Origin of the sequence: Rhizobium sp. Leaf306, from assembly GCF_001423425.1 — a bacterium.
In the GTDB taxonomy this organism is placed as follows: domain Bacteria; phylum Pseudomonadota; class Alphaproteobacteria; order Rhizobiales; family Rhizobiaceae; genus Neorhizobium; species Neorhizobium soli.
In genome coordinates, this window is record NZ_LMNX01000001.1 from 375,334 (window position 1) to 395,274 (window position 19,941).

Annotated in this window: 24 protein-coding genes and 1 pseudogene; 11 read left to right on the plus strand and 14 right to left on the minus strand. The window is 61.7% G+C overall.

All coding sequences use genetic code 11. The annotated features are described in order from the left end of the window. Positions 1-20 precede the first annotated feature (20 nt). The 8 genes from ASG19_RS01760 to ASG19_RS01795 all read right to left on the minus strand — a co-directional run bounded on the left by ASG19_RS01760 (position 21) and on the right by ASG19_RS01795 (position 5,832). Complete coding sequence (locus tag ASG19_RS01760) at positions 21-302, minus strand: metal-sensing transcriptional repressor (protein WP_062453466.1); 282 nt, start codon at positions 300-302, stop codon at positions 21-23. A 113-nt stretch (positions 303-415) separates the two neighbouring features. Beyond that, the gene (locus ASG19_RS01765) at positions 416-616 is read right to left on the minus strand and encodes a hypothetical protein (protein WP_062453467.1); all 201 of its coding nucleotides are present in this window, start codon (positions 614-616) and stop codon (positions 416-418) included. Positions 617-1,018: 402 nt separating this feature from the next. Then, positions 1,019-1,354, minus strand: coding sequence for a hypothetical protein (locus ASG19_RS01770; protein WP_062453468.1), 336 nt, complete (start codon positions 1,352-1,354; stop codon positions 1,019-1,021). A gap of 88 nt (positions 1,355-1,442) precedes the next feature. Next, on the minus strand, positions 1,443-1,640 hold the full coding sequence (locus ASG19_RS01775) for a hypothetical protein (protein ID WP_062453469.1): 198 nt from the start codon (positions 1,638-1,640) through the stop codon (positions 1,443-1,445). Between the two features lie 84 nt (positions 1,641-1,724). Further along, a complete protein-coding gene (locus tag ASG19_RS01780; protein WP_062453470.1) occupies positions 1,725-2,690 on the minus strand; it encodes a magnesium and cobalt transport protein CorA in 966 nt (321 codons plus the stop codon). A 44-nt stretch (positions 2,691-2,734) separates the two neighbouring features. Next, positions 2,735-2,935 carry a heavy-metal-associated domain-containing protein gene (locus ASG19_RS01785; RefSeq protein WP_062453471.1) on the minus strand — a complete coding sequence of 67 codons (201 nt, stop codon included), beginning with the start codon at positions 2,933-2,935 and terminating at the stop codon, positions 2,735-2,737. A 15-nt stretch (positions 2,936-2,950) separates the two neighbouring features. Beyond that, entirely contained in the window at positions 2,951-3,361 is a 411-nt protein-coding gene (gene cueR, locus ASG19_RS01790; protein ID WP_062453472.1) for a Cu(I)-responsive transcriptional regulator, read from the minus strand. Beyond that, complete coding sequence (locus ASG19_RS01795; protein WP_062453473.1) at positions 3,358-5,832, minus strand: heavy metal translocating P-type ATPase; 2,475 nt, start codon at positions 5,830-5,832, stop codon at positions 3,358-3,360. The genes cueR and ASG19_RS01795 overlap by 4 nt, the downstream gene beginning before the upstream one ends. Before the next feature lie 135 nt (positions 5,833-5,967). On the opposite strand from ASG19_RS01795, the gene ASG19_RS01800 reads away from it, so the two are divergent. The 3 genes from ASG19_RS01800 to ASG19_RS24365 are packed head-to-tail and all read left to right on the plus strand — an operon-like array spanning position 5,968 to position 7,098. Then, positions 5,968-6,303 (plus strand): hypothetical protein, encoded by a 336-nt coding sequence (locus ASG19_RS01800; protein ID WP_062453474.1) that lies wholly within the window; start codon positions 5,968-5,970, stop codon positions 6,301-6,303. Further along, positions 6,284-6,574, plus strand: coding sequence for a hypothetical protein (locus ASG19_RS24360; protein ID WP_244476059.1), 291 nt, complete (start codon positions 6,284-6,286; stop codon positions 6,572-6,574). Before ASG19_RS01800 ends, ASG19_RS24360 begins: the two co-directional genes overlap by 20 nt. Before the next feature lie 53 nt (positions 6,575-6,627). Then, positions 6,628-7,098: a hypothetical protein gene (locus ASG19_RS24365; protein WP_244476060.1), complete on the plus strand. Its 471-nt coding sequence runs from the start codon at positions 6,628-6,630 to the stop codon at positions 7,096-7,098. Positions 7,099-7,180: 82 nt separating this feature from the next. On the opposite strand, the gene ASG19_RS01810 is transcribed toward ASG19_RS24365, so the two are convergent. Continuing rightward, positions 7,181-7,648, minus strand: a complete 468-nt coding sequence (locus ASG19_RS01810) for a YcgN family cysteine cluster protein (protein WP_062454773.1) — start codon at positions 7,646-7,648, stop codon at positions 7,181-7,183. A gap of 171 nt (positions 7,649-7,819) precedes the next feature. Here ASG19_RS01810 and ASG19_RS01815 point away from each other — a divergent pair. After that, positions 7,820-9,988: pseudogene (locus ASG19_RS01815) on the plus strand (transglycosylase domain-containing protein); the annotation flags it as partial. A 227-nt stretch (positions 9,989-10,215) separates the two neighbouring features. Here the strand turns inward: ASG19_RS01815 and ASG19_RS01820 are convergent. Beyond that, positions 10,216-10,536 (minus strand): HigA family addiction module antitoxin, encoded by a 321-nt coding sequence (locus tag ASG19_RS01820; RefSeq protein WP_062453475.1) that lies wholly within the window; start codon positions 10,534-10,536, stop codon positions 10,216-10,218. A gap of 196 nt (positions 10,537-10,732) precedes the next feature. Between ASG19_RS01820 and ASG19_RS01825 the strand changes: the two genes are divergently transcribed. Both ASG19_RS01825 and ASG19_RS01830 read left to right on the plus strand, forming a co-directional pair. Then, entirely contained in the window at positions 10,733-11,317 is a 585-nt protein-coding gene (locus ASG19_RS01825; protein WP_062453476.1) for a DUF1214 domain-containing protein, read from the plus strand. Beyond that, a complete protein-coding gene (locus ASG19_RS01830; RefSeq protein ID WP_062454775.1) occupies positions 11,314-11,895 on the plus strand; it encodes a DUF1254 domain-containing protein in 582 nt (193 codons plus the stop codon). Before ASG19_RS01825 ends, ASG19_RS01830 begins: the two co-directional genes overlap by 4 nt. 17 nt (positions 11,896-11,912) lie before the next feature. On the opposite strand, the gene ASG19_RS23765 is transcribed toward ASG19_RS01830, so the two are convergent. Further along, on the minus strand, positions 11,913-12,086 hold the full coding sequence (locus tag ASG19_RS23765; RefSeq protein WP_156461810.1) for a hypothetical protein: 174 nt from the start codon (positions 12,084-12,086) through the stop codon (positions 11,913-11,915). Positions 12,087-12,741: 655 nt separating this feature from the next. Here ASG19_RS23765 and ASG19_RS01835 point away from each other — a divergent pair. After that, positions 12,742-13,833 (plus strand): DUF2336 domain-containing protein, encoded by a 1,092-nt coding sequence (locus ASG19_RS01835; protein WP_082476150.1) that lies wholly within the window; start codon positions 12,742-12,744, stop codon positions 13,831-13,833. Between the two features lie 3 nt (positions 13,834-13,836). Here the strand turns inward: ASG19_RS01835 and ASG19_RS01840 are convergent, their stop codons facing one another. Then, positions 13,837-14,187, minus strand: coding sequence for a DUF1491 family protein (locus tag ASG19_RS01840; protein ID WP_062453477.1), 351 nt, complete (start codon positions 14,185-14,187; stop codon positions 13,837-13,839). A gap of 146 nt (positions 14,188-14,333) precedes the next feature. Between ASG19_RS01840 and ASG19_RS24165 the strand changes: the two genes are divergently transcribed. Further along, positions 14,334-14,495 carry a Thivi_2564 family membrane protein gene (locus tag ASG19_RS24165; protein ID WP_092662461.1) on the plus strand — a complete coding sequence of 54 codons (162 nt, stop codon included), beginning with the start codon at positions 14,334-14,336 and terminating at the stop codon, positions 14,493-14,495. Positions 14,496-14,526: 31 nt separating this feature from the next. On the opposite strand, the gene ASG19_RS01845 is transcribed toward ASG19_RS24165, so the two are convergent. After that, entirely contained in the window at positions 14,527-15,708 is a 1,182-nt protein-coding gene (locus ASG19_RS01845) for a peptidoglycan-binding protein (RefSeq protein WP_062453478.1), read from the minus strand. Next, positions 15,680-17,266 (minus strand): HAMP domain-containing sensor histidine kinase, encoded by a 1,587-nt coding sequence (locus ASG19_RS01850; RefSeq protein WP_244476061.1) that lies wholly within the window; start codon positions 17,264-17,266, stop codon positions 15,680-15,682. The genes ASG19_RS01845 and ASG19_RS01850 overlap by 29 nt, the downstream gene beginning before the upstream one ends. A 477-nt stretch (positions 17,267-17,743) precedes the next feature. Here ASG19_RS01850 and ASG19_RS01855 point away from each other — a divergent pair, with 477 nt between their 5' ends. From ASG19_RS01855 to ASG19_RS01865, 3 genes are all read left to right on the plus strand, one after another. Further along, positions 17,744-18,181 carry a DUF5330 domain-containing protein gene (locus ASG19_RS01855; protein ID WP_062453479.1) on the plus strand — a complete coding sequence of 146 codons (438 nt, stop codon included), beginning with the start codon at positions 17,744-17,746 and terminating at the stop codon, positions 18,179-18,181. 182 nt (positions 18,182-18,363) lie between these two features. Then, the gene (locus ASG19_RS01860; protein ID WP_062453480.1) at positions 18,364-18,786 is read left to right on the plus strand and encodes a SufE family protein; all 423 of its coding nucleotides are present in this window, start codon (positions 18,364-18,366) and stop codon (positions 18,784-18,786) included. 134 nt (positions 18,787-18,920) lie between these two features. Next, complete coding sequence (locus tag ASG19_RS01865) at positions 18,921-19,937, plus strand: acyltransferase (RefSeq protein WP_062453481.1); 1,017 nt, start codon at positions 18,921-18,923, stop codon at positions 19,935-19,937. The last annotated feature ends 4 nt before the right edge of the window (positions 19,938-19,941 follow it).

Below are 19,941 nucleotides of genomic sequence, written 5' to 3' on the forward strand. Positions count from 1 at the left end.
ATCTCACGGGTATTTAGGTCTCAAAGGTATTTGGTGATCGACTTGAACTCGTCGATGGAGTGGCGCTTCTCCCGATCGAGCGCGCCGATCGTGTCTTCGAGACAGTGGTCCAGATGGTCCTGGATCAGGGTGCGCTTGGCATTGGTGATCGCCTTTTCCACCGCATGCAGCTGCTGGGCGATGTCGAGACACGGCCTGCCGCCCTCGATCATGGCGATCACACTTTTGAGATGTCCCTCAGCCCGTTTCAGCCGCTTGACGATTTCGGGATGACTTTCGTGGACGTGATCGTGTTCTGTCATGCGATAATCCTATCCCCCTGGAGGGGATAAGGCAAGTATCTTCAGAACTGCTTTCATACGAGTTCCTCCAGCTCTCTGGGTGGAGGCTGCGAGCGTTGTGCCGTTAGCCTGGCTTACGACCGCCGGGCTTCCAGACGTCTTTTGTCACGCTGGATATATTCGAAACCCATCTCTGTCAGTCGGAACTGGCGTTTCTGGAACTCGCCGCGGATGGTGATGAAGCCCTGCTCTTCGGCTTCGCTCAGCGTCTTCAAGCTGGTGCCCTTGGGCGGAGACTGCCATTCGAGGCCGTTGGCGCTGTGAAGCAATACCATGATCTTGATGATTGTCGTGTCTCCCGGCCAATGCGTTCAGGCCAGACGAATAGCTTTTCGCACGATCCCCTGCAATGACCGATGTTCATGCAGGAATGTCGGGCCCGTGTTGCCAAATTTGCAATGGACTTGACGGCTGCGGTCTGCCAAAAGCGCGAAAGGACGCGACTGCCGTTATCTTTAGAACGGGGTCGGGTGGCCGATTGACGTCACGTCGCTGCCGCGAGATCACGCTGGCCGTCCTTTTGATTTCCCAGTTTTCCCAGCATTCAATCTACGACCTTGGTTGTGACTGCGAACCTTTTGTCATGAAAAAAGGTCCTGCGGCTTTCACCGAGGACCTCTGATCAGGCTCGATCAGACGGGGGTAAGACCCGTCCAACCGCTTCCGTCATTGTTTAATCAGCAACCGGTACCCTGGGCAGTTTCGCCCGTCAGGTTCGGCAGGTTGCCGGAGTTTGCAGCATCGCCTGGCTCACCGCCCGGTGCGCAGCCTGCGCGGCTACCGTAGGCGCCGGTCGAACCGACTGCCGAGCCCGGGGTAACGCTGCCTGTCGAATAGGGGTCTACAGTACCCGATGCGGCTGGCTTCGGCGGGATGTTGCCGCCGGCACCGCTCATGTTCTGCTGGACGTCCGCGCGGTTGGCCGAACCGTTCATGTCATAGCTCGTCTGCGCAAATGCTGCAGAGGATAGGCCAAACGAAAGTGCGGCAACAACTGTCAATGTCTTGATCATTTCTGAATTCCTTTTCGTATCCCTACAGGGTGTTAACCGGCCGGGCACAAATTGGTTTCATCTCAAATTCCCGTGAGGAACCGCGCTTTTATGGAACCCGTTTGTCGATGAGCGACTGCGCATTGCGCGCTTCGCGTCGCAGCCAGCGCCGGTTGGCGACCTCGGGCAGATCGTGCGCTTTGGGAATGCGCTTGGTCTTCCAGCGGCGCAGGATCAAAAATCCGAGCGTGCCAATACCGGCAAGCAAGACAACGGCCAGCAGGATCATCGGGGTCTGGTCGACCATGGCGGGGTTCTCCGTAGCAAGGGTTTCATCTTTCTGACCGAACCAACTCGACGCCGGCTCGAGAGTTCCCTTGCTTGGTTGCAACTACAACCAGCCGGACTTCCGGAACCGGTAGAAAAGGATGCTGCAGAGAAGGACGATCGCAACCAGCACGGCGGGATAGCCGTATTCGGTCTTCAATTCCGGCATGTTCTCGAAATTCATGCCGTAGATGCCGGCGATGGCCGTCGGCACCGCAAGAATGGCGGCCCAGGCAGCCAGCTGCCTGGTGATGACGCCCTGGCGCTGCTGTTCCAGAAGGTTCGAGGCTTCAAAGACCGAGGTGATGACTTCGCGAAGTCCGCCCACCATGCCTTCGACCCTTCGGATATGATCGAGCACGTCACGGAAGAACGGCTTGGCGTCCCGGTCGAGGCAGGGAAGGTCGAGATTGACGAGCTTGCCCGCCACTTCCGACATCGGGCCCAGGATTCGCCCGAACAGGATCAGCTGACGGCGCAGGCGGAAGAGACGGCGGATCTGCTCGCGTTCGAGAAAGTTCGCGAGCATCTTCTGCTCCATTTCCAGCACCTTGTCCTCGATCGTTTGCACCAGCGGCAGATAGCCGTCGGCGATGAAATCGATGATCCCGTGCAGGACGTAGTCAGGCCCCTTGGAGAGAAGCTGCGGCGAGGCTTCGAGCTGTGCCCGGATGGCGGCATGGTTGCGGGCCGAGCCGTGCCGGACGGTGATGATGTGGCGCCTTCCGACGAAGATCGCCGTCTCGCCATACTTGAATTTCTCGCCTTCCAGATGGGCGGTCTTTGCCACCACGAACAGCTGTTCGCCATAGGCTTCCACCTTGGGCACCTGATGGGCGTTGATGGCGTCTTCGACCGCAAGAGGGTGCAGCTCATAGGTTTCGGCCAGCGCATGCAGCTCGTCCGGTGACGGCTCGTGCAGGCCGATCCAGACGAAATCCTGACCGGACAGTCTCGGCGCCGGCCCATCGACAGGCACCGCCTCGGCACGTTTTCCGTTGCGGTACACATAGGAGGCGACAACTGTCATGGTATGCTCTGCGATGGAGTATGGTCTGCGATGCCGATAACGTACTAGGCCTTGGCCCGTTCCGGCGAATAACCCGCGTCACGGATCGCTTGCGCGGCCTTTGCCTCGTCGCCACCCACCATCACCGTATGCGTGACAAGATCGATCGACACGGGTGCATCCGGCAGCGCTTCGGCGAGAGCGTTTCGCAGGGTCTTCTCGCAGTGGCCGCAGGTCATGTCCGGCACGGTGAAGATCACGGTCATCTCAGGTCTCCTTCTTCAATCTGTATGCGCCGGTGACGCGGAACCGGCAAGGTCGTCAAGGATCGGGCAGTCGGGACGGTCGTTTCCACCGCAGCAATGGGCAAGGTGCTTCAAGGTCTTGACCATGCCCTGCATCTCCGCGATGCGCCGCTCCAGATCGTCGATATGGGTGGTGGCGATGTCCTTGACGGCGGCGCTCTCGCGGCTGCGGTCCTGCCACAGTTTCAAGAGCGCCTGCGTTTCCTCCAGCGAAAAACCCAGCGAGCGGGCGCGCTTGATGAAGCGCAGCACATGCACCTGATCGCCGCCATAGGTCCGGTAATTGTTGCCGGTGCGGGCGGCCGGCGTAATCAGGCCGATCTCCTCGTAATAGCGGATCATCTTGGCCGAAACGCCGGATGCCTGTGCGGCCTCGCCGATATTCACGCTTTCTCTCCCAGTGCGACGGTTTTCAATCGCAGCGCATTGCCAAGCACGAACGTGCTCGACAGCGCCATGGCGGCAGCGCCCAGCATCGGCGAAAGCGTCAATCCGAGCAAGGGATAGAACAGACCGGCGGCAAGCGGGATCAGCGCCACGTTATAACCGAATGCCCAGAACAGGTTCTGTCTGATATTGCGCATCGTCTCGCGGCTGATGGCGATGGCGCTGACGACGCCGGTGAGATCGCCGCCGACCAGCACCACATCGGCGCTCTCGATCGCCACATCCGTGCCCGTGCCGATGGCAATGCCGACATCCGCATGCGCCAGCGCCGGCGCATCGTTGATGCCGTCGCCGACAAAGGCGATCCGGCGTGCCCGGGGTGAAGTCGCCTGTGGCGAGGACACGGCGGCGGAACCGCTCCCCTTCCGCAGGTCATCCAGCGCATTCACCTTGCCCTCGGGCAGAACCTCGGCAACGACCGTCTCGATCCCCACCTTGGCTGCAATCGCTTGTGCCGTGCGACGGTTGTCGCCGGTCACCATGGCAACCTCGATGCCCATCGCCCGCAGCGCCTTGATGGCCTGAACGCTCGACGGCTTCAGCGGATCGGCAACGGCAATCACCGCCGCCAGACGACCGTCTATCGCGGTATAGAGCGGCGACTTGCCCTCGCCGGCCAACCGGGCGGCCGTCTGTTCCAGTGGTGCGACCGAAATGGCGAGCTTGTCCATGAACCTGTCGGCGCCGACCGAAACGTCCCGGCCATCGACGCGGGCACTGATGCCGTAGCCGGTGACGGAGCGGAAATCCTCGGTCTCGGCCAAGACCAGACCCTTCGCCTCCGCCGCCTTGACGATCGCATCCGCAATCGGGTGTTCGGAGCGACGCTCGACGGCTGCGGTGAGGCGCAGAACCTCGTCTTCCGAAAACCCGTCCACAACATCCAGATCCGTCAGTTGCGGCCGTCCCATCGTCATAGTGCCCGTCTTGTCGAACACGACGAGATCCACATCCGACAGCGCCTGCAGCGCATCGCCCTTGCGGAAGAGCACGCCGAGCTCTGCGGCCCTGCCCGCGCCGACGACGATCGAGACCGGGACGGCGAGACCCATGGCGCAGGGGCAGGCAATGATCAGCACCGCCACCGCGGCCACCAGCGCATGCGACAGCCGCGGCTCCGGTCCGACCAGGAACCAGACAACAAATGTAACGATCGCCAGAAGCATCACGGCCGGCACGAACCACGCAGTCACCTTGTCCACCAGCGTCTGGATCGGCAGTTTGGCGCCCTGCGCCTGTTCCACCAGCCGGATGATGCCGGCAAGCGCCGTATCGCGGCCGACCTTTTCGGCGCGGAAACGGAAGGAGCCGGTGCGGTTGACCGTTCCGGCGGTGACGGACGCGCCCGCCATCTTCTCGACCGGCAGCGGCTCACCTGTGATCATCGATTCATCAACATTCGATTGCCCGTCGATCACGGTGCCATCGACCGGCAGACGTTCGCCGGGACGGATGACGACGATATCGCCGACCACGACCTCGGACGAGGGAATATCGACGACCGCCCCGCTCCGTTCGACCCGCGCGGTTTTCGCCTGCAGACCGGCCAGTTTCTCGATTGCCTCGCCGGTGCGGCCTGTGGCACGCGCCTCCAGCAGGCGGCCGAACAGGATCAGCGTCACGATGACGGCGGCGGCTTCATAATAGACAAAGCGCGCGCTTTCCGGCAGCAGGCCGGGTGCGAAGGTCGCAAACACCGAATAGCCATAGGCGGCAAGAACGCCCACCGCGACCAGCGAATTCATCTCCGGATGGCCCCGCAACAGGGCCGGCAGACCAAGCTTCAGGAACCGCAGACCCGGCCCGAAAATCACCACCGTTGCCAGCACGAAGTAGAGGTAGTGGAGGTTCTGCGTGTCGACGACTCCCATCAGCCAGTGATGGAACGGCGCATAGACGTGGCCCGTCATCTCCAGCACGAACAGCGGCAATGTCAGCACCGCCGCAATGGCGAGATCACGCTTCAGGACACCCGCTTCACCGCCATGCATATGGGCATGGTCGTGGGCGGCGTTTTCATGCGTTGGATGCGGATGCTCGGCTTGGGAATGGGCGGCCCCGGTATGATCAGCATGGGTATGATCAGCCTGCGCGCTCGTCTCCGCATGCTTCAACGCCGGGTGATGATCAGAGCCCGCGTCAAAACCCGCTTCCCGCAGCGCAAGATCCATCGCGCCGTCGGGGATCTCGTAGCCCATCTTGCGGACAGCCGCTTCCAGCGTCTCCGGATCAAACCCCGCGCCCGTCTCGACCGTGAGCTTCTTCGTTGCAAAGTTGACAGCGCTTTTCTCGACGCCCGCCACTTTTGCAGCCGCGGTTTCCACCCGGCGCACGCAGGAGGCACAGGTCATGCCCTCGACGGGCACGGTGATCGGTTCGGAGCGATGGATGGGGCGAATAATCTGGTTCATGGGTCGCGATCCTCTTCGCATCACCATGTAGGGCTTCCCATCATGGGAAGGTCAAGGGCCAGCCGGGTATTTAGCTCTGGCGGATGCTTGTACCGTATCCGGGATACGCCTATTCTACGATGAAGGGAGTTCGCTATGCCGGTGCGCGACAGAATGAAGCGATATCGCGAAAGCGGAGGTGCAGCGCATCTTGTCCGGGTCGAAGTGCTGGTCCCAGCGTCGCAACGGCAGGATATACTTTCAAGCGCTGCAGCGATGCGTGATGCGCACCGAGATAAAAGAGGCAGGATACAGGCGCTCTGCGATCAGGCCGTCACGCTTTACCGGTTGCGCATCCTCGACAACATCGACCTCGACCGGTTGCACACCCTCACGGACCGAGCCCGTGTCATTGCCAACGCCTTGATGGAACGCGGCGACGCCCGCGCCTTTGCCCTCGGGCGAAAGCTAAATGCTGAACTGGACGAGTGACATCCTGCAGAAAGCCATCCTCGCGGTCATTGCCGGCAATCGATCCGAAACCAGCTATCTGGCCGGTGGCCTGCTGCTTAACCGCGACTGGCCGCGTCAGTCGGACGACATCGACATCTTCAACGATACGGACGAGGAAATCGGCGAAATCGCCACGCGCGACATCGAGGCGCTGCGGTGCCATGGCTTCCATGTGGCAATCGACGTGTTCATCTATGGCTGCGTCGAGGCAACCGTCAGCCGTGCCGGCGAGGCAACCCTGATCCAGTAGATGAGCGAGACGCGACAGCGCTTTTTCCCCTTGTGGACGACCCCGAATGGGGGATGCGACTGCATCAGGCCGATCTTGCCGTTAACAAGGTTCTAGCGGCCTCCACCCGACGCAAGGCCCGCGATTACGTGGATCTCATTCTGATCGCTGAACGCTTCTGCGCGCTCGGTCCGCTCGTCATGGCAGCAGCGGGAAAACCGCCACACTATTCGCCGGTTCGCATCACGGACGAGATCCGCCACAAGGGATTGTCGGTTGCTTCGACCGACTACCAGTCCGTCAAGGGAATCTCCGGCGCTCTTGGCGCCGACGTTATTCGCGAACTCCTGCAACACGCCATTGATAGAGCCGAGATCTATGTCCGCAGCGCACCGGCCGATCTTGTCGGGCTGCTGGCGGTCGACGCGGACGGGACTCCGGTGGAAGTGGGTGGGGATCGCCCCTACACGATCCGAAAGGCAACGACGGAACCCGAAATTCCGCCAGGTTTTCCGGGCGAGGACTTTCCCTGGCGAAAGACCTGATCAACGCATCTGCCGCCCGGTGCATTCTGTCCCGACCACAAAAGAACCAGTTGCGCTTGGGGAGATCCCGAGGCTCTCCTACCTAGCCCCGCCGTGCGTCGCCGACATGCAGGGGCCAGTCGATCAGATAGTCCTCGAAATCCTCGACATCGACCTCTTCTTCGCTGATCGTGCGGCCGCGGGCCGAGATGCCGGCCTGGTGGACCGTTTCCGGATCGCCTGAGAGCAGCGGGTGCCACCAGTAGAGATCGTGGCCGTCGCGCACCAGGCGGTAGCCGCAGGTCGGCGGCAGCCAGGGGATTTCGTCCACTTGGGCCGGCGTCAGCTGGATGCATTCCGGAACGGTCGCCTGGCGGTTGGGATAGTCCTTGCACTGGCAGCTCGTGCCGTCGAGAAGCCGGCAGGCAACCGAGGTGAAAGCCACCTCGCCCGTGTCGTAATCCTCGAGCTTGTTGAGACAGCAGAGCCCGCAGCCATCGCACAGGCTTTCCCACTCCTGCTGGGACAGATCCTCAAGCGTCTTGGTTTTCCAGAATGCGTCTTCCATCATCATATCTGTCGCGGATGGGGACCAATTTTCCCCTGCCGCCTTTACCCTGTTGCGGATTCTCTATCGCGCATAAACCTTTTGTCAGCTAATGCTGAATAACGGTGAGACGCTCATGCCTTTGATCCCTCCGGGGGGTCGGCGTCAAGCGTTTCTCATCGGGCGATGGGGGAAATGGGGCAGGAACTTCCAGTGCAGGACCATCCGAAATCACCGGTTAAGCAAGAGCGCTCCGGCTCCTCGCGCAAGAAGCGCCACATCCTACTGCGGATCGACAGCTGGATCGATTCCACTGTCTGGAACCTCGGTTTCCGGGCCGGCGAAGTCTGGGAAGAGATCACCATCTTCTTCCGGCGGTTCCGCGTTACAGGCTTGAAAAAGCTTGGTTTCGAGCTTGCCGGCGAGGCTATGACGCTCGGCACGGTCGGTTGCGTTGCGCTTCTGGCGCTTGCCCAGCCAGCCTTTGAAGAAACCAAGGAAGACTGGCGCAACCGGGGCGATTTCGCCGTCACCTTTCTTGATCGCTACGGCAACGTCATCGGCCATCGCGGCATCATCCATGAAGGCTCGGTTCCGATCGAGCAACTGCCCGACCACCTGATCAAGGCGGTGCTGGCGACCGAGGACCGCCGCTTCTTCGATCACTACGGGATCGACTTCATCGGCCTCGGCCGCGCGCTTTCCGAAAACGCCAAGGCCGGCGGCGTCGTCCAGGGCGGATCGACGCTCACCCAGCAGCTGGCGAAGAACCTGTTCCTCACCAACGAACGGTCGATCGAACGCAAGATCAAGGAGGCGTTTCTGGCCATGTGGCTGGAGGCGAACCTTTCGAAGAAAGAGATCCTGTCGCTCTATCTTGACCGCGCCTATATGGGCGGCGGCACGTTCGGGGCAGCCGCGGCAAGCCAGTTCTATTTCGGCAAGAACATCACCGAAGTCAGCCTCGCGGAAAGCGCGATGCTGGCCGGCCTGTTCAAGGCACCGGCGAAATATGCGCCGCATGTGAATCTGCCGGCTGCGCGCGCCCGCGCCAACGACGTTCTGTCCAACCTTGTACAGTCAGGCCTGATGTCGGAGGGCCAGGTGATCGCAGCCCGCCGCACGCCGGCAACCGCGATCGACCGCGCCGAGGTCAAGTCGCCAGACTATTTCCTCGACTGGGCCTTCGACGAGGTGCAGCGGCTGGCCAAGGCCGGCAAGATCCGCGAGCATTCGATGGTGGTCAGGACCACGATCGACATGGGCCTGCAGCAGGCAGCCGATGCCGCGATGGAAACCAGCCTTCGCGAATACGGCGACAGCTTCAAGGTGAAGCAGGGCGCCATGGTGATGATCGAAAACGGCGGCGGCGTGCGCGCCATGGTCGGCGGCCGCGACTATGGCGAGAGCCAGTTCAACCGTGCCACCAAGGCGCTGAGACAACCGGGCTCGTCATTCAAGCTCTATACCTACTCCGCCGCGATGGAGCACGGATACAAGCCGGAGTCGGTGATCTCCGACGCTCCGATCACCTGGCGGGGCTGGTCGCCGCAGAATTACGGTCGCTCCTACAAGGGCAAGGTGACCCTGATGAGCGCCATGCAGCAATCGCTCAATACGGTGCCTGTCCGGCTTGCCAAGGATGTGCTCGGCACCGACGTCATCGTCAACACCGCAAAGGCTTTTGGTGTCGAGACGCCGCTCAGAAGCGACAAGACGATCCCGCTCGGAACGTCCGAGGTAACGGTACTCGACCAGGCCACCGCCTATGCGGTGATGCCGGCCGGCGGCGTGCAATCGCATCGCCACGGGATCGAGCAGGTTCTGGGCTACGGCGGCAACATTCTCTACGATTTCGGCCGCGACGAGGCGCCGGCGAAGCGGGTTCTGTCCGAACAGGCGACCTCATCGATGAACCGCATCCTGACGACGATCCCCTATCAGGGCACGGCGCGACGCGCGGCACTCGATGGCGGCATCGTCACCGGCGGCAAGACCGGCACTTCGCAGAGCTATCGCGACGCCTGGTTTATCGGCTTTACCGGCAATTACACGACGGCGGTGTGGTTCGGAAACGACGACTTCACCTCGATGAACAACATGACCGGCGGCTCGCTTCCGGCGATGACCTTCAAGGTGCTGATGGACTACGCCCATCAGGGGATCGAGCTGAAACCAATTCCCGGCATCGAAAACCCACTGCCGAACGGCGACCACAAGAGCGACAAGAAGAGCCAGGAAATTGCGAAAGCGATGGAAGGCGAGAACGCCCTGCCGCCGCTGCAGAGACCGCGCTCGCTTTCGGCCGAAGCCACCAGAACGCTCAAGCAGATCGGCAAGGCGCTGTCCGAGGCTCCACCGCTTACAGCGGGCGGCCCCAAGGTCGCCGATGCCGGCAAGCCAGCTGTCGACGGACAGGCAACCTCTGTTCAGGGTGACAAGGTCCAGGGCGCCGCTACCCAAAGCGACAAGGCGTCGGTGCCGGAAGCCGGTCCCGTGACGGGCTCGATATCGACCCGGCATCAGCCGAAACAGTCGACGGCAAAGGTGACGCCGATCAATCTGGAAGTGCGGCGCTAGGTGGGTTGGCCTCAGACAGCGCGCGGGGTGATCCGCTCGAGATCATCTCCGAGTTCGCGGCGGCGGCGAAGAAGCTCGTAATCAGCCTGCAGGCCGAGAAAGACGCCTTCCGACATGCCGAAATAGCGTGCCAGACGGAGATCCGTATCGGCTGTGATCGCGCGCTTGCCAAGCACGATCTCGTTGATGCGCCGGGGTGGAACGCCGACGGCACAGGCAAGCCCGTTCTGGCTAAGCTGCATCGGCTTTAAGAAATCCTCCAGAAGAATCTCGCCGGGATGCGGGTTCGGCAGCCATTCAGCATCAGCCTTGGTAATTGACGATTTCGACATGCTCGGGCCTCCATCAGTTCAGACGAAATCTATTCACTATTTCCGTTCGATGGGGATCGTTACTTCCATCTCGACACTGCAGGCCGGGCCGGATCGATCGGCATAGATTTCAATATGCCGCGCGAGGCCCTTCCCCCTTCCCGCCAAACAATGCTAACCCTTCGCGAACGCTCCAAAAAGACACAAAGCCAATCCCGTGTTCCGTATTCCCTTCCTCATCGCCGTTGCACTTGCCATCGCATTCGGCGGCGGGATCTGGTCGACCCGGCTGGCGCTTGATGCGACGACCGGGTTCGGGGTGCTCCGGATCGGGCCTTGGGAGGCGTTTCCGCAGGCGCAGACGGCCGATGCAGACCCTTATGCCAAATCGCACCGGGCCAATGCCGGCAAGCTTCTCTATGCCAGCGCCGAGGGCCTGACCTTTACCGCGACGACCGACATGAGCGGCGAGCGGCTTGTGGCAAGCTGCTCCTACAGGATCCGGGGTCACACGCCGCAGGCACGGTTCTGGACGCTGTTTGCGCAGGCGCCCGGGGCTGCTGCACCCTCGCTGTCGTCGGATTTGCCGCAGGCGCTCAATTCGCGCATCACGCTGCGCCAGCCGAATGGCGAGTTCGAAATCACCGCATCGCCGACGGCCAAGTCCGGCAACTGGCTTGCTCTCACACAAAGCGGGGACTTCAGGCTCGTCCTCACCCTGTTCGACACGCCGACCGCGGGCAGTTCCGGACTGATCGACCTTGCCATGCCGCTCATTGAAAAGATCGGATGCGGCCCATGATCCGGCGGTTTTTCACAGGTCTGGCATTTGCTGTCGCGGCGGGACTGGTCGGGGCAGCACTGCTGCATTTGATCATCGTGCTCGCACTGCCGCATTTTTCGGAAAACGATGCCTATACGCGGGTGCTGAAGGAAGGCGAAACGCAACGGTTCTATCGACTGACAGAAGCGGCGGACCGGGCTGGTCTTTCCAAGGACGATCCCTTCGTGGAGACCGCGGTCTGCGGTTTTGACGTATCGGAAGGCCCGGTCAGGCTGACGGCTGAAAATACCGGCCTGCCGTTCTGGTCGCTCGGCATCTATGACGGGGCGTCCAACGAGGTGTTCAGCATCAACGACCGAACGTCGCCGGGCGGCATGCTGGATGTGGTGATCGCGACGCCGACGCAGATGACGATGCTGCGCAAAAGCCTGCCCACCGGGATCAGCCAGTCGATCCTTGTCGAGAGCCAGTCGGGCGAAGGCTATGCAGTGCTGCGGGCGCTGACGCCGCAGGCGAGTTTTTCTGAGGCAGCCACACAGTTTCTGAAGGACGCGGATTGTGGCGCGTTCCAGTGGCGCGGCAGAAGCCGCTTCTAGGTCCGTTTCGTACCGGCCTACTCGGCGCGGACGGCGTGGTTTTCGGCCTTGCGGTCCATCCGGTCGTCGAAACGCTCGTAGCGCACGCCGGTAAACAGCACCACTTCGCCGGGATCGGCTTCGCCGATGCGGATCTGCGGCTTGCGGCCATGCTGGTCACGCCATTTGTTCAGTATCACGATCTCTGCCATGCTCGTCTCCGTGACTTTACGAATTCGAGACGGATGAAGACGAAGATATCTCACCCTGCCCTTTCGGGGCTGACGCGACCTGCCTGATACGGCAGGAACATCCGCGTCCTTCTCGTCAGAGCGCCCAATCGCGGCGCAGCGACATTACCTTAGAAAAGCGACCTCACGGTCGTTATGCGAGCCTTCGGGCCATCTACCCAGTCTTACGGGCTTTCAGGGTGCCCCGACGCTTATAAAACCGGATGCTACGGCCCGGTTACAGACCAATACAGCCAGACGTGGATTAACAGTGAGTTAATTCTAATATGGCAGTTGATATCGACGTATGCTGGTATCAGGCTGATGAACGCCAAAACGGCATCTTTGTTCACCGCGTCATTCAAACTTCACAGTCTTCGAACGGCACGATTTTGTCGTTTTCGAACGGTCATCGGTGCGCCAAAACGAGCCGCTTTCACTGACCGTTAACCCTCAAAGCGTTAGCATCTGGTAAACCAAGGCGAAACCGACGGGCGCGGCGCGGGAGACAGCTGCATCCGGCGGAATATGCTCCGGGGAGTTCCCCAGGCACAGGTAGACGAGATGCACCGGGGCGCGTGTTTACCCCGGCGGCATCACGCGTTTCGGACATGTATTGCGTAGATGAGAGTTGCCCGTGACCAACGAGTTTCGAGACCTTGAGAGGCCACAAGCCATGCGAAAAAAGGATGTGGTGTTGATGGCCACCGTCACGAGCTTCGAAAGCCTGTCGCGTCCTTCCCGCTCCGAACTGAGACAGTTCGCCGAGCTGTTCGCACCGCTGTTTGCCGCCTCTTCGGAAGAAGCCCGCCGCGATGCGGTGGCAGCCCTTTCGCAATCACCCGCCATTCCGCCGGCCGTCGCCTTTTTCATCGGAAGCCAGCCGATCGCGGTCGCCGCACCATTCCTGATTGCCTCGCCCTGCCTTTCCAACGATGCGCTGATCACCATCGCCCGCAGCCAGGGCGTCAACCACGCCCGCGCGATCGCCAAGCGCGAAAGCCTGTCGCCGATCGTCATCGATGCGCTGGTCGGCATGCGCTATGATACGATCGCAAGGCCGATCACCGAACGGCGCGAGCTGCCTACTGCCGCGATCGAGGCCATGTCGACCGTTGTCGAACCCCCGGCAGACACGCCGGTCGAGACCGCAAAGGCCGAAGACGACTTCCTGCTGCCCGAGGAAGCCCGGGCTGCGCGCGAAGAGGAGCTGCGCCGCCGCATCAAGCTTCTGGCCGGCCATATGGAACGCCAGAGCGACGACCGGCAGGGTCTGCGGCAGCTCAGCGAAACGCATGCCGCCCTTCTGGTCCGATTTGCCCGTGCCCGCGAGGCGACGCTGTTTGCCGGCGTTCTGGCAGACGCGCTGTCGGCCAGCCGCTGGCTCGCACAACGGATCATGCTCGATATCTCCGGCCAGCAGCTGGCGACGACGCTCAAGGGTCTGTTCATGGACGAAGCGGAAGCCGTCTTCGTCCTGGAAAGGTTCTACGGTCACCTCGCACACGAACAGCTTGACGGTGCAAGCCGGGCGACGGCCATGTGGCTGGTTCTCGATATCGACGATTGCGGACGAAGGCTCGAAGCCTGGCGCCGGGCTGACGGCTACACCTATGCGGAGCGACCGGTTGCGCAACCCGTCGAGGCCCCTGCCCCCCACGCGACCGAAGAGGCCGAGCGGCCATTCCGTACATCGGCCAGCATGAGACGAGCCGGCCGCGGCCGGTAAGGCCTACCGAGCATCGGCGTTGACGACCTCGATCAGGTCGCCGATCTCGTCCACCTCGATCTCGACCACCCAGAGATCCGGATCGAAGCGCTTTTCGCGATCGATCGTCTCGCGCACCGTATCGGGCTCTGCCCGCACCAGACGCCGTTCGAACTTGCGTCCGCCATCGTCCTCGTCGTCAAAGAAGTTTTGCGGTGCCGGCGCATAAAGCGTTTCGGTGCCATCGCGAAAGCGTTGGCGGATGAAGATGGCACCAGCCTCCTCGGCACCCTTTTTCTCAACCGCTGCGTAGTCGCCCATGGCAAAGACGCGGCGGGTCAGGGCGGAGACAAATATGTGGGTTTTAAGGCGCATTACAGCGTCATAGCGGCTGCGGACGGCATCGTTAAGCGAAAATAATCAAAAGAAAGTGAGGGTAAAGGCTTGGCAACCCTTTCCTTTTGGCACCGCTGTCATATTTCCCACCCCACTACCGCATTTTTGCCAAAAAGGAGTGGGCCTTGAGCGTTCTTATCAGCATTCTGATCACCTTCCTCGTGATCGTCCTCGTACTTTATCTTGTCGCGCGCCTGCCGCTCGAAGCACGGATCAAGCAGATCATCCAGGTTATCGTACTGATCATCGGCATCATCGCGCTGCTGAAGTATCTGGCCGTGTTCTAACAACCGACCCGGCGCGCTTGCGGCTTCAGGCTTAGAGCGCGCCGATCGCCTTCAGTTTCTTCAAAACCGCTTCGCTTGGTTCACCGGTCTCCGGCAAGCGGTAATGCTTTTCGAAACGGCGTATCGCCGCCTTCGTCTGTGCACCGGCAACCCCATCCACTTCGACATCCGAATAGGCAATGTTCTGCAGCCCGCGCTGGATCTGCAGCACGAGCTTCGGCGCCGGGATATCCGCCGTCATGACGGCGTTCGACTTCGCGACCGCGGGCGACGGACGCAATCCGCCAGTCGGAATATCCGCGGGCGGGATGCGGATCTGGCCCGACCGCGAACCTGCGGTTTCGGACGAGCGGATCGCCGCCGCCACCGGGTCTTCACTCTTCAGACTGATATTTTCGGCCGGCCGGTTCGCAGGCACGGTCTTCGGCTGCGCCATCGGCTTTGGCTGCACGCGGGCCGTCTCGTCAGCCGCGGGTTTTGCAACGACCGATGGCTGGGGTACGGGGACATGCACGGCAGCGCTCGAGGGCGAGCCGGTCGAGGGCTTGCGTTCCGCCTTCAGCGCCGCCAGCAGATCGCTGCCGGCCTCGCCGGATTGCGCCAGCCCCATGCGCTGCTGATACAGCACGATGGCCGACTGGGTGCGCGGACCGGTAACGCCGTCATCGGCCCCGTCATAGAGACCGCGCTTCGTCAGCTCACGCTGGATTTCGGCAACCAGCTCACGATCCTCGTCGGAACCGGGGACCGGCGGTGCTGCGGTGATGAGCGTCGTGATCGGATCGACAGCGGGAGCCTGCATGGGTGCCGGCATTGGAGCCGGTTGGACAGTGGTCTGCTCGGCAGGCTGTTCGACCGGTTCGATGACGGGCTTGGCATCGCCGGACCGTTCGATGCGGAACGTGGTGACGTCTTCTGCCGGCATGCGCTTGTAGGGCCGGTAGCCGGCGATGGCGTTCGGGTCTTTCGGATCGCGTGTGGCAAGGAAGGGCGACGGATGTCCGCCCGGCTGATACCAGAGCGCATTGGCGGCGACGAAACTGAACAGAACGACAAAGCCTGCCGCGCCCAACACAGGACGCGGATGGCGTGTCAGGACGCCGCCCACGACGCCACCAACAAGCCCCCCCGTCGCGGTCACCGCGCGAAGGGCAAGCGCCGGCCGTTTTGCCGGTTTGCGCCTCTCAGGCGATTTTCGCTTTCGCGGGGCCATCGGTAAAATCCTCTTCGTCCATCATGGTCGTAAGTATTTCGGGGGCGATGTGGGCTTGCTGCTTATTCGTGCCTGGCTTGTTGGATATCATGAGGCGCGGCGGAAATTCCACCCTCTCCTCACCGTCATCCACGGCTGCGCCTTCGATGCCGGACCCATCGGCTGGCAGGGCGATCGTGACGACGGTCCCCTCGCCGAGACGGCTTTCGATCGTGAAGCGGCCGCCGTGCAGGGCGATCAGGCCCTTGACCAGCGACAGGCCGAGGCCCGTGCCTTCATACTGGCGGCTCAAATCGTTTTCGATCTGCGTAAACGGCTGGCCAATCGTCGCTAGCTTGTCTGCGGCAATGCCGATACCGGTATCGCTGACCGTGATCACCAGCTTGCCGGCCACAACGGTGGCATCGATCGAGACGACGCCGCCAGCCGGCGTGAACTTGATGGCGTTGCCGGCAAGGTTGATCAGGACCTGCTGCAGCGCGCGACGGTCGGCCACCACTTCGGCAAGGTTGCGGTTGGTGCGGGCTGTCAGCGTGACGCCCTTTTCGCGAGCCGAGTGATCGAGCATCGCACGGCAGGCTTCGACCGCTTCGCTGATATGGAAGGGTTCGGCGAGCAGCTCGTAACGGCCGGCCTCGATCTTCGACATGTCGAGCATGGTGGTGACGACCGACAGGAGGTGGCCGCCCGACTGGCGGATGAGGCCGACATATTCACGCTGGCGGTCATTGGCGAGCTTGCCGAAATATTCGCCGGCCAGAACATCGGAAAAGCCGAGGATCGCATTGAGCGGGGTGCGCAGCTCGTGGCTGACGGCGGCGAGGAAGCGCGACTTCGCCTCATGGGCCGACTGCGCCTCGATCGTGCGATTTTCGGCTTCGACCCGCAGGCGCTCTTCGGCACTGCGATCGAGCGCCTGGACGAAGATCTGGATAAGTTCGCCTTCGCCGTCGCGGATGGCCGACATGTCGAACGACATATGCAGGAACTGCCGGCCGCCGACGGCGCTGAAGGGACGTTCGACACGGATGTCGACGATTGCGTTGCGGCCACCCTGGCGCAGCGTATCGACGGCCTGAAGAAGCGCCAGACGATCGGACACATGGACGATTTCGGCCAGCATTTCGCCAAGGCCGGCTTTCAGCTTGTCCGGGAATGCGGCGTGGTCGCGACCGCCGAGCTTGACCACCCGTCCCTGCGGATCGACGATGAGGGCGAGGCCGGGGCAGGCATGAAAGGCGATATCATCGATGGCTGGCGCGTTGGCGACCGGCCGGACGACATTGCGGGGCCATGCAAAGGCAAGCGCTGCGAGAATCAGGAAGAGCGCCGAAACGACGGTTGCGCCAAGCGGCAGAGCCAGTGCCGGCTTCATAAAGACGGAGAGAAGAGCCGGCACGGCAACGAAGGCGACGCCACCGCAAAAGGCAAGCCGGCGCAGCGACGCGACGGCCGCGGCAGAGACGGTTTCGCCCTCGCCGATGCGTCGCAGCCAACGGGATGCAGCCCCGTCAACCAGCAGAACCGCCCTCTCGGCAATGTCACTCAATACGCGCACGCAAAACCTACTCAGTCTCATATTCGAGGCTTCACAATAGGGCTCGTGCGCTTAAGGAAACTATAAAGACAGGCTTCCGCAGCCCCGTCCAGGGCCCCGTTTTCCGGCTTTGGCACACATCCACGGCTTGTTTTCTGATTGTGGTTAACAGGGCGTAAGCGTCGGAATTGGTTTGATTTTTCCTGATACATTAACCATTGGGGCAGATCCGCAGACCGACAACCCTTGGCGCGTGGGCGGGCCGCCCCATTTATGCTTAATCCGGTTTGTTAAAATTGTCCGGAAGCATCCGTCCACCCCGCCGCCCGAGCAAGGAAAGGTCGCATTTTAATCGAATTTGCCGAAAACCCGAGCGAACCCGTCAAAGCGATGTTCGCTCCCCGCGGCTAGATTGACGCCAAGACCGGAACAGGCAAGCCAGACGACTGGAGCTTAGCCGGCACGCCCGAAAACGGGCAAAACAGGTGGACCAAGACGATGTGGTTTCTGATCAAGGGAAGTGTGTTCTTCGCAGCCGTGCTGGTGGTGCTGTCCTATTTCAGTGCCGAACCGGCCTCCGATGACGCCAACATTTCGCCGCTCCAGGTGGCCGATGCGGTGTCTGCCGCAAGCGGCGCCTATCAGTATATCAGTGCGATCTGCAGCGAACGTCCCGAAGTCTGCGAAAAGGGCGCAGACACGCTTGCCGTGCTTGGTGTCCGCGCCAAGGAAGGCGCCCGTGTCGCCTACGAGCTTCTCGACAAGCAGTTCGGCGACGGCCAGCCGAAGCTTGCCATGAAGGCCGACCCAGAAGCCACCCCGATGCCATCAGGTTCGCTTTCCGACATCAGCATCGAGACCCCCCGCGGCGAGCAGGTTGCGACCGGCACGATCCCCCGCAACATTCCGGTGCCGATCAAGCGCCCGACGCTCTGACCGCTTCTCCAACGAATTTCAAAGCTTGCACCGGGTCTCGTGCCACGGTTCCCGGTGCCGGACTGCCGCAACTCTCATCAGCCTGTTGCTGACGCCGTGAGGACCAGCATCCTCACGGCGATTTTTTTGCTTTAATCGAGGCTGTGACCGCCTATATGAAGGCGCAAACGGGACCGCACGCCATGGCCAGCATCGAACAGATCATCGACGATTTTGCCTATCTCGAAGAGTGGGAGGATCGCTATCGCTATGTGATCGAGCTCGGCAAGGCCATGCCCGACCTTTCCGACGACAAGAAGACTGCGGAAAACAAGGTACAGGGCTGCGCCAGCCAGGTCTGGGTCGTCAGCCACGGCAGCGATGACAGCGCCGACCCCGTGATGACGTTCGAGGGCGACAGCGATGCGCATATCGTGCGCGGGCTCGTCGCAATCGTGCTGTCGGTCTATTCCGGCAAGCATGCGTCTGAAATCGCCTCCACGGATGCGATCGAGGTGTTCGACAAGATTGGCCTTGTGGAGCATCTTTCGGCACAGCGCGCGAATGGCCTGCGCTCGATGGTCAAGCGCATCCGTCAGGAAGCGGTGATCATGCAGGCCGCCTGATCAAGACACGGATTTCCGGTATTAACCCTGTCGCGCGATAGTAGTCCCGCTCACCCGGACGTGAAGGACTGCCGACCCTCGTTGTTATACTGATGCTCTACTCGCTTGTTTAAAAGCAACCACAGGGCAGCAGGATGCAGGACAAGGCAAACCGTATCGCATACCTGGACGGATGGCGCGGCATCGCGATCCTGTTCGTGATCGCCGACCATTTCTCAGGCGGGCTTCTGCCCTTCGGTTCACTCGGCGTCGAACTCTTCTTCGTCTTGAGCGGACGGCTGATGGCCGATATTCTGCTCGTCCGCAAGACCGACATTCCGACCTTCTTCCAGCGTCGGTTCTCCCGCATCTATCCGGCGCTCCTGGTGTTTGCCACGGCGATGCTCGCCGTCTCCGTCGTCGGCGGGCTTGCTGGCGCGCCGCCGCATCTCCTGCTGGAGCCCTCCGCCTATCTCGCGGCGATCACCTTCACCACGAACTATTACGAGGCCTGGACCCACACGTCGTCGGTGCTGGGGCATGTCTGGTCGCTGTCGGTCGAGGAACACAGTTATGTTCTGCTCGCCCTTCTCGTCGTCGTCGTCATCCGCAATGCGAGGGCTGCGGCTTTCGTCAGCCTGGCAATTGCCATCGCCGCAATGGCAAACGGTGCGATCCGCACCAGTCTTGCCGAACCGGGCGCCATGAGCGTGTACTGGCTGAGCGATGTGCGGATGGCCTCGATCTTTGCATCGGTGGCGCTGTTCGTGCTCATCGACAAGGTTCGCGTCCCGGCTGCAGCTCCCATTGTCGCCGCGATCCTGGGTCTGTCGCTGTGGATCCTGCCGGCGCCGGATATGGCCCGCTATACGGTCGGGACGCTGCTTCTCGCCTTTGCCATCAACACGATCGATTTGGCGCCAAAGGCAGCGCTCGGCGCCCTGTCGTTCCAGCCGCTCGCCATGATCGGCATCTGGTCCTATTCGCTCTATCTGTGGAAGCAGCCCTTTTACAAGGTGGCAGAGATCGCTCCCTGGTGGGCGACGCCTATCCTTGTCGCCGCGATGTTTGTGGCAACGCTTGTGAGCTTCTACGGGGTGGAGCAGCCGGCCCGGAGATACATCAACGGCCTGAACCTGTTTCGCAGGCGCCAGGCCATAGCTGCGGTCTGACGTC

Coding starts and splice junctions, on each gene's coding strand:
- ASG19_RS01760 (WP_062453466.1), bottom strand. CDS start 302: ATGACAGAACACGATCACGTCCACGAAAGTCATCCCGAAATCGTCAAG.
- ASG19_RS01765 (WP_062453467.1), bottom strand. CDS start 616: ATGGTATTGCTTCACAGCGCCAACGGCCTCGAATGGCAGTCTCCGCCC.
- ASG19_RS01770 (WP_062453468.1), bottom strand. CDS start 1,354: ATGATCAAGACATTGACAGTTGTTGCCGCACTTTCGTTTGGCCTATCC.
- ASG19_RS01775 (WP_062453469.1), bottom strand. CDS start 1,640: ATGGTCGACCAGACCCCGATGATCCTGCTGGCCGTTGTCTTGCTTGCC.
- ASG19_RS01780 (WP_062453470.1), bottom strand. CDS start 2,690: ATGACAGTTGTCGCCTCCTATGTGTACCGCAACGGAAAACGTGCCGAG.
- ASG19_RS01785 (WP_062453471.1), bottom strand. CDS start 2,935: ATGACCGTGATCTTCACCGTGCCGGACATGACCTGCGGCCACTGCGAG.
- ASG19_RS01795 (WP_062453473.1), bottom strand. CDS start 5,832: ATGAACCAGATTATTCGCCCCATCCATCGCTCCGAACCGATCACCGTG.
- ASG19_RS01800 (WP_062453474.1), top strand. CDS start 5,968: ATGCCGGTGCGCGACAGAATGAAGCGATATCGCGAAAGCGGAGGTGCA.
- ASG19_RS24360 (WP_244476059.1), top strand. CDS start 6,284: ATGCTGAACTGGACGAGTGACATCCTGCAGAAAGCCATCCTCGCGGTC.
- ASG19_RS24365 (WP_244476060.1), top strand. CDS start 6,628: ATGCGACTGCATCAGGCCGATCTTGCCGTTAACAAGGTTCTAGCGGCC.
- ASG19_RS01810 (WP_062454773.1), bottom strand. CDS start 7,648: ATGATGGAAGACGCATTCTGGAAAACCAAGACGCTTGAGGATCTGTCC.
- ASG19_RS01820 (WP_062453475.1), bottom strand. CDS start 10,536: ATGTCGAAATCGTCAATTACCAAGGCTGATGCTGAATGGCTGCCGAAC.
- ASG19_RS01830 (WP_062454775.1), top strand. CDS start 11,314: ATGATCCGGCGGTTTTTCACAGGTCTGGCATTTGCTGTCGCGGCGGGA.
- ASG19_RS23765 (WP_156461810.1), bottom strand. CDS start 12,086: ATGGCAGAGATCGTGATACTGAACAAATGGCGTGACCAGCATGGCCGC.
- ASG19_RS01840 (WP_062453477.1), bottom strand. CDS start 14,187: ATGCGCCTTAAAACCCACATATTTGTCTCCGCCCTGACCCGCCGCGTC.
- ASG19_RS01845 (WP_062453478.1), bottom strand. CDS start 15,708: ATGGCCCCGCGAAAGCGAAAATCGCCTGAGAGGCGCAAACCGGCAAAA.
- ASG19_RS01855 (WP_062453479.1), top strand. CDS start 17,744: ATGTGGTTTCTGATCAAGGGAAGTGTGTTCTTCGCAGCCGTGCTGGTG.
- ASG19_RS01860 (WP_062453480.1), top strand. CDS start 18,364: ATGGCCAGCATCGAACAGATCATCGACGATTTTGCCTATCTCGAAGAG.
- ASG19_RS01865 (WP_062453481.1), top strand. CDS start 18,921: ATGCAGGACAAGGCAAACCGTATCGCATACCTGGACGGATGGCGCGGC.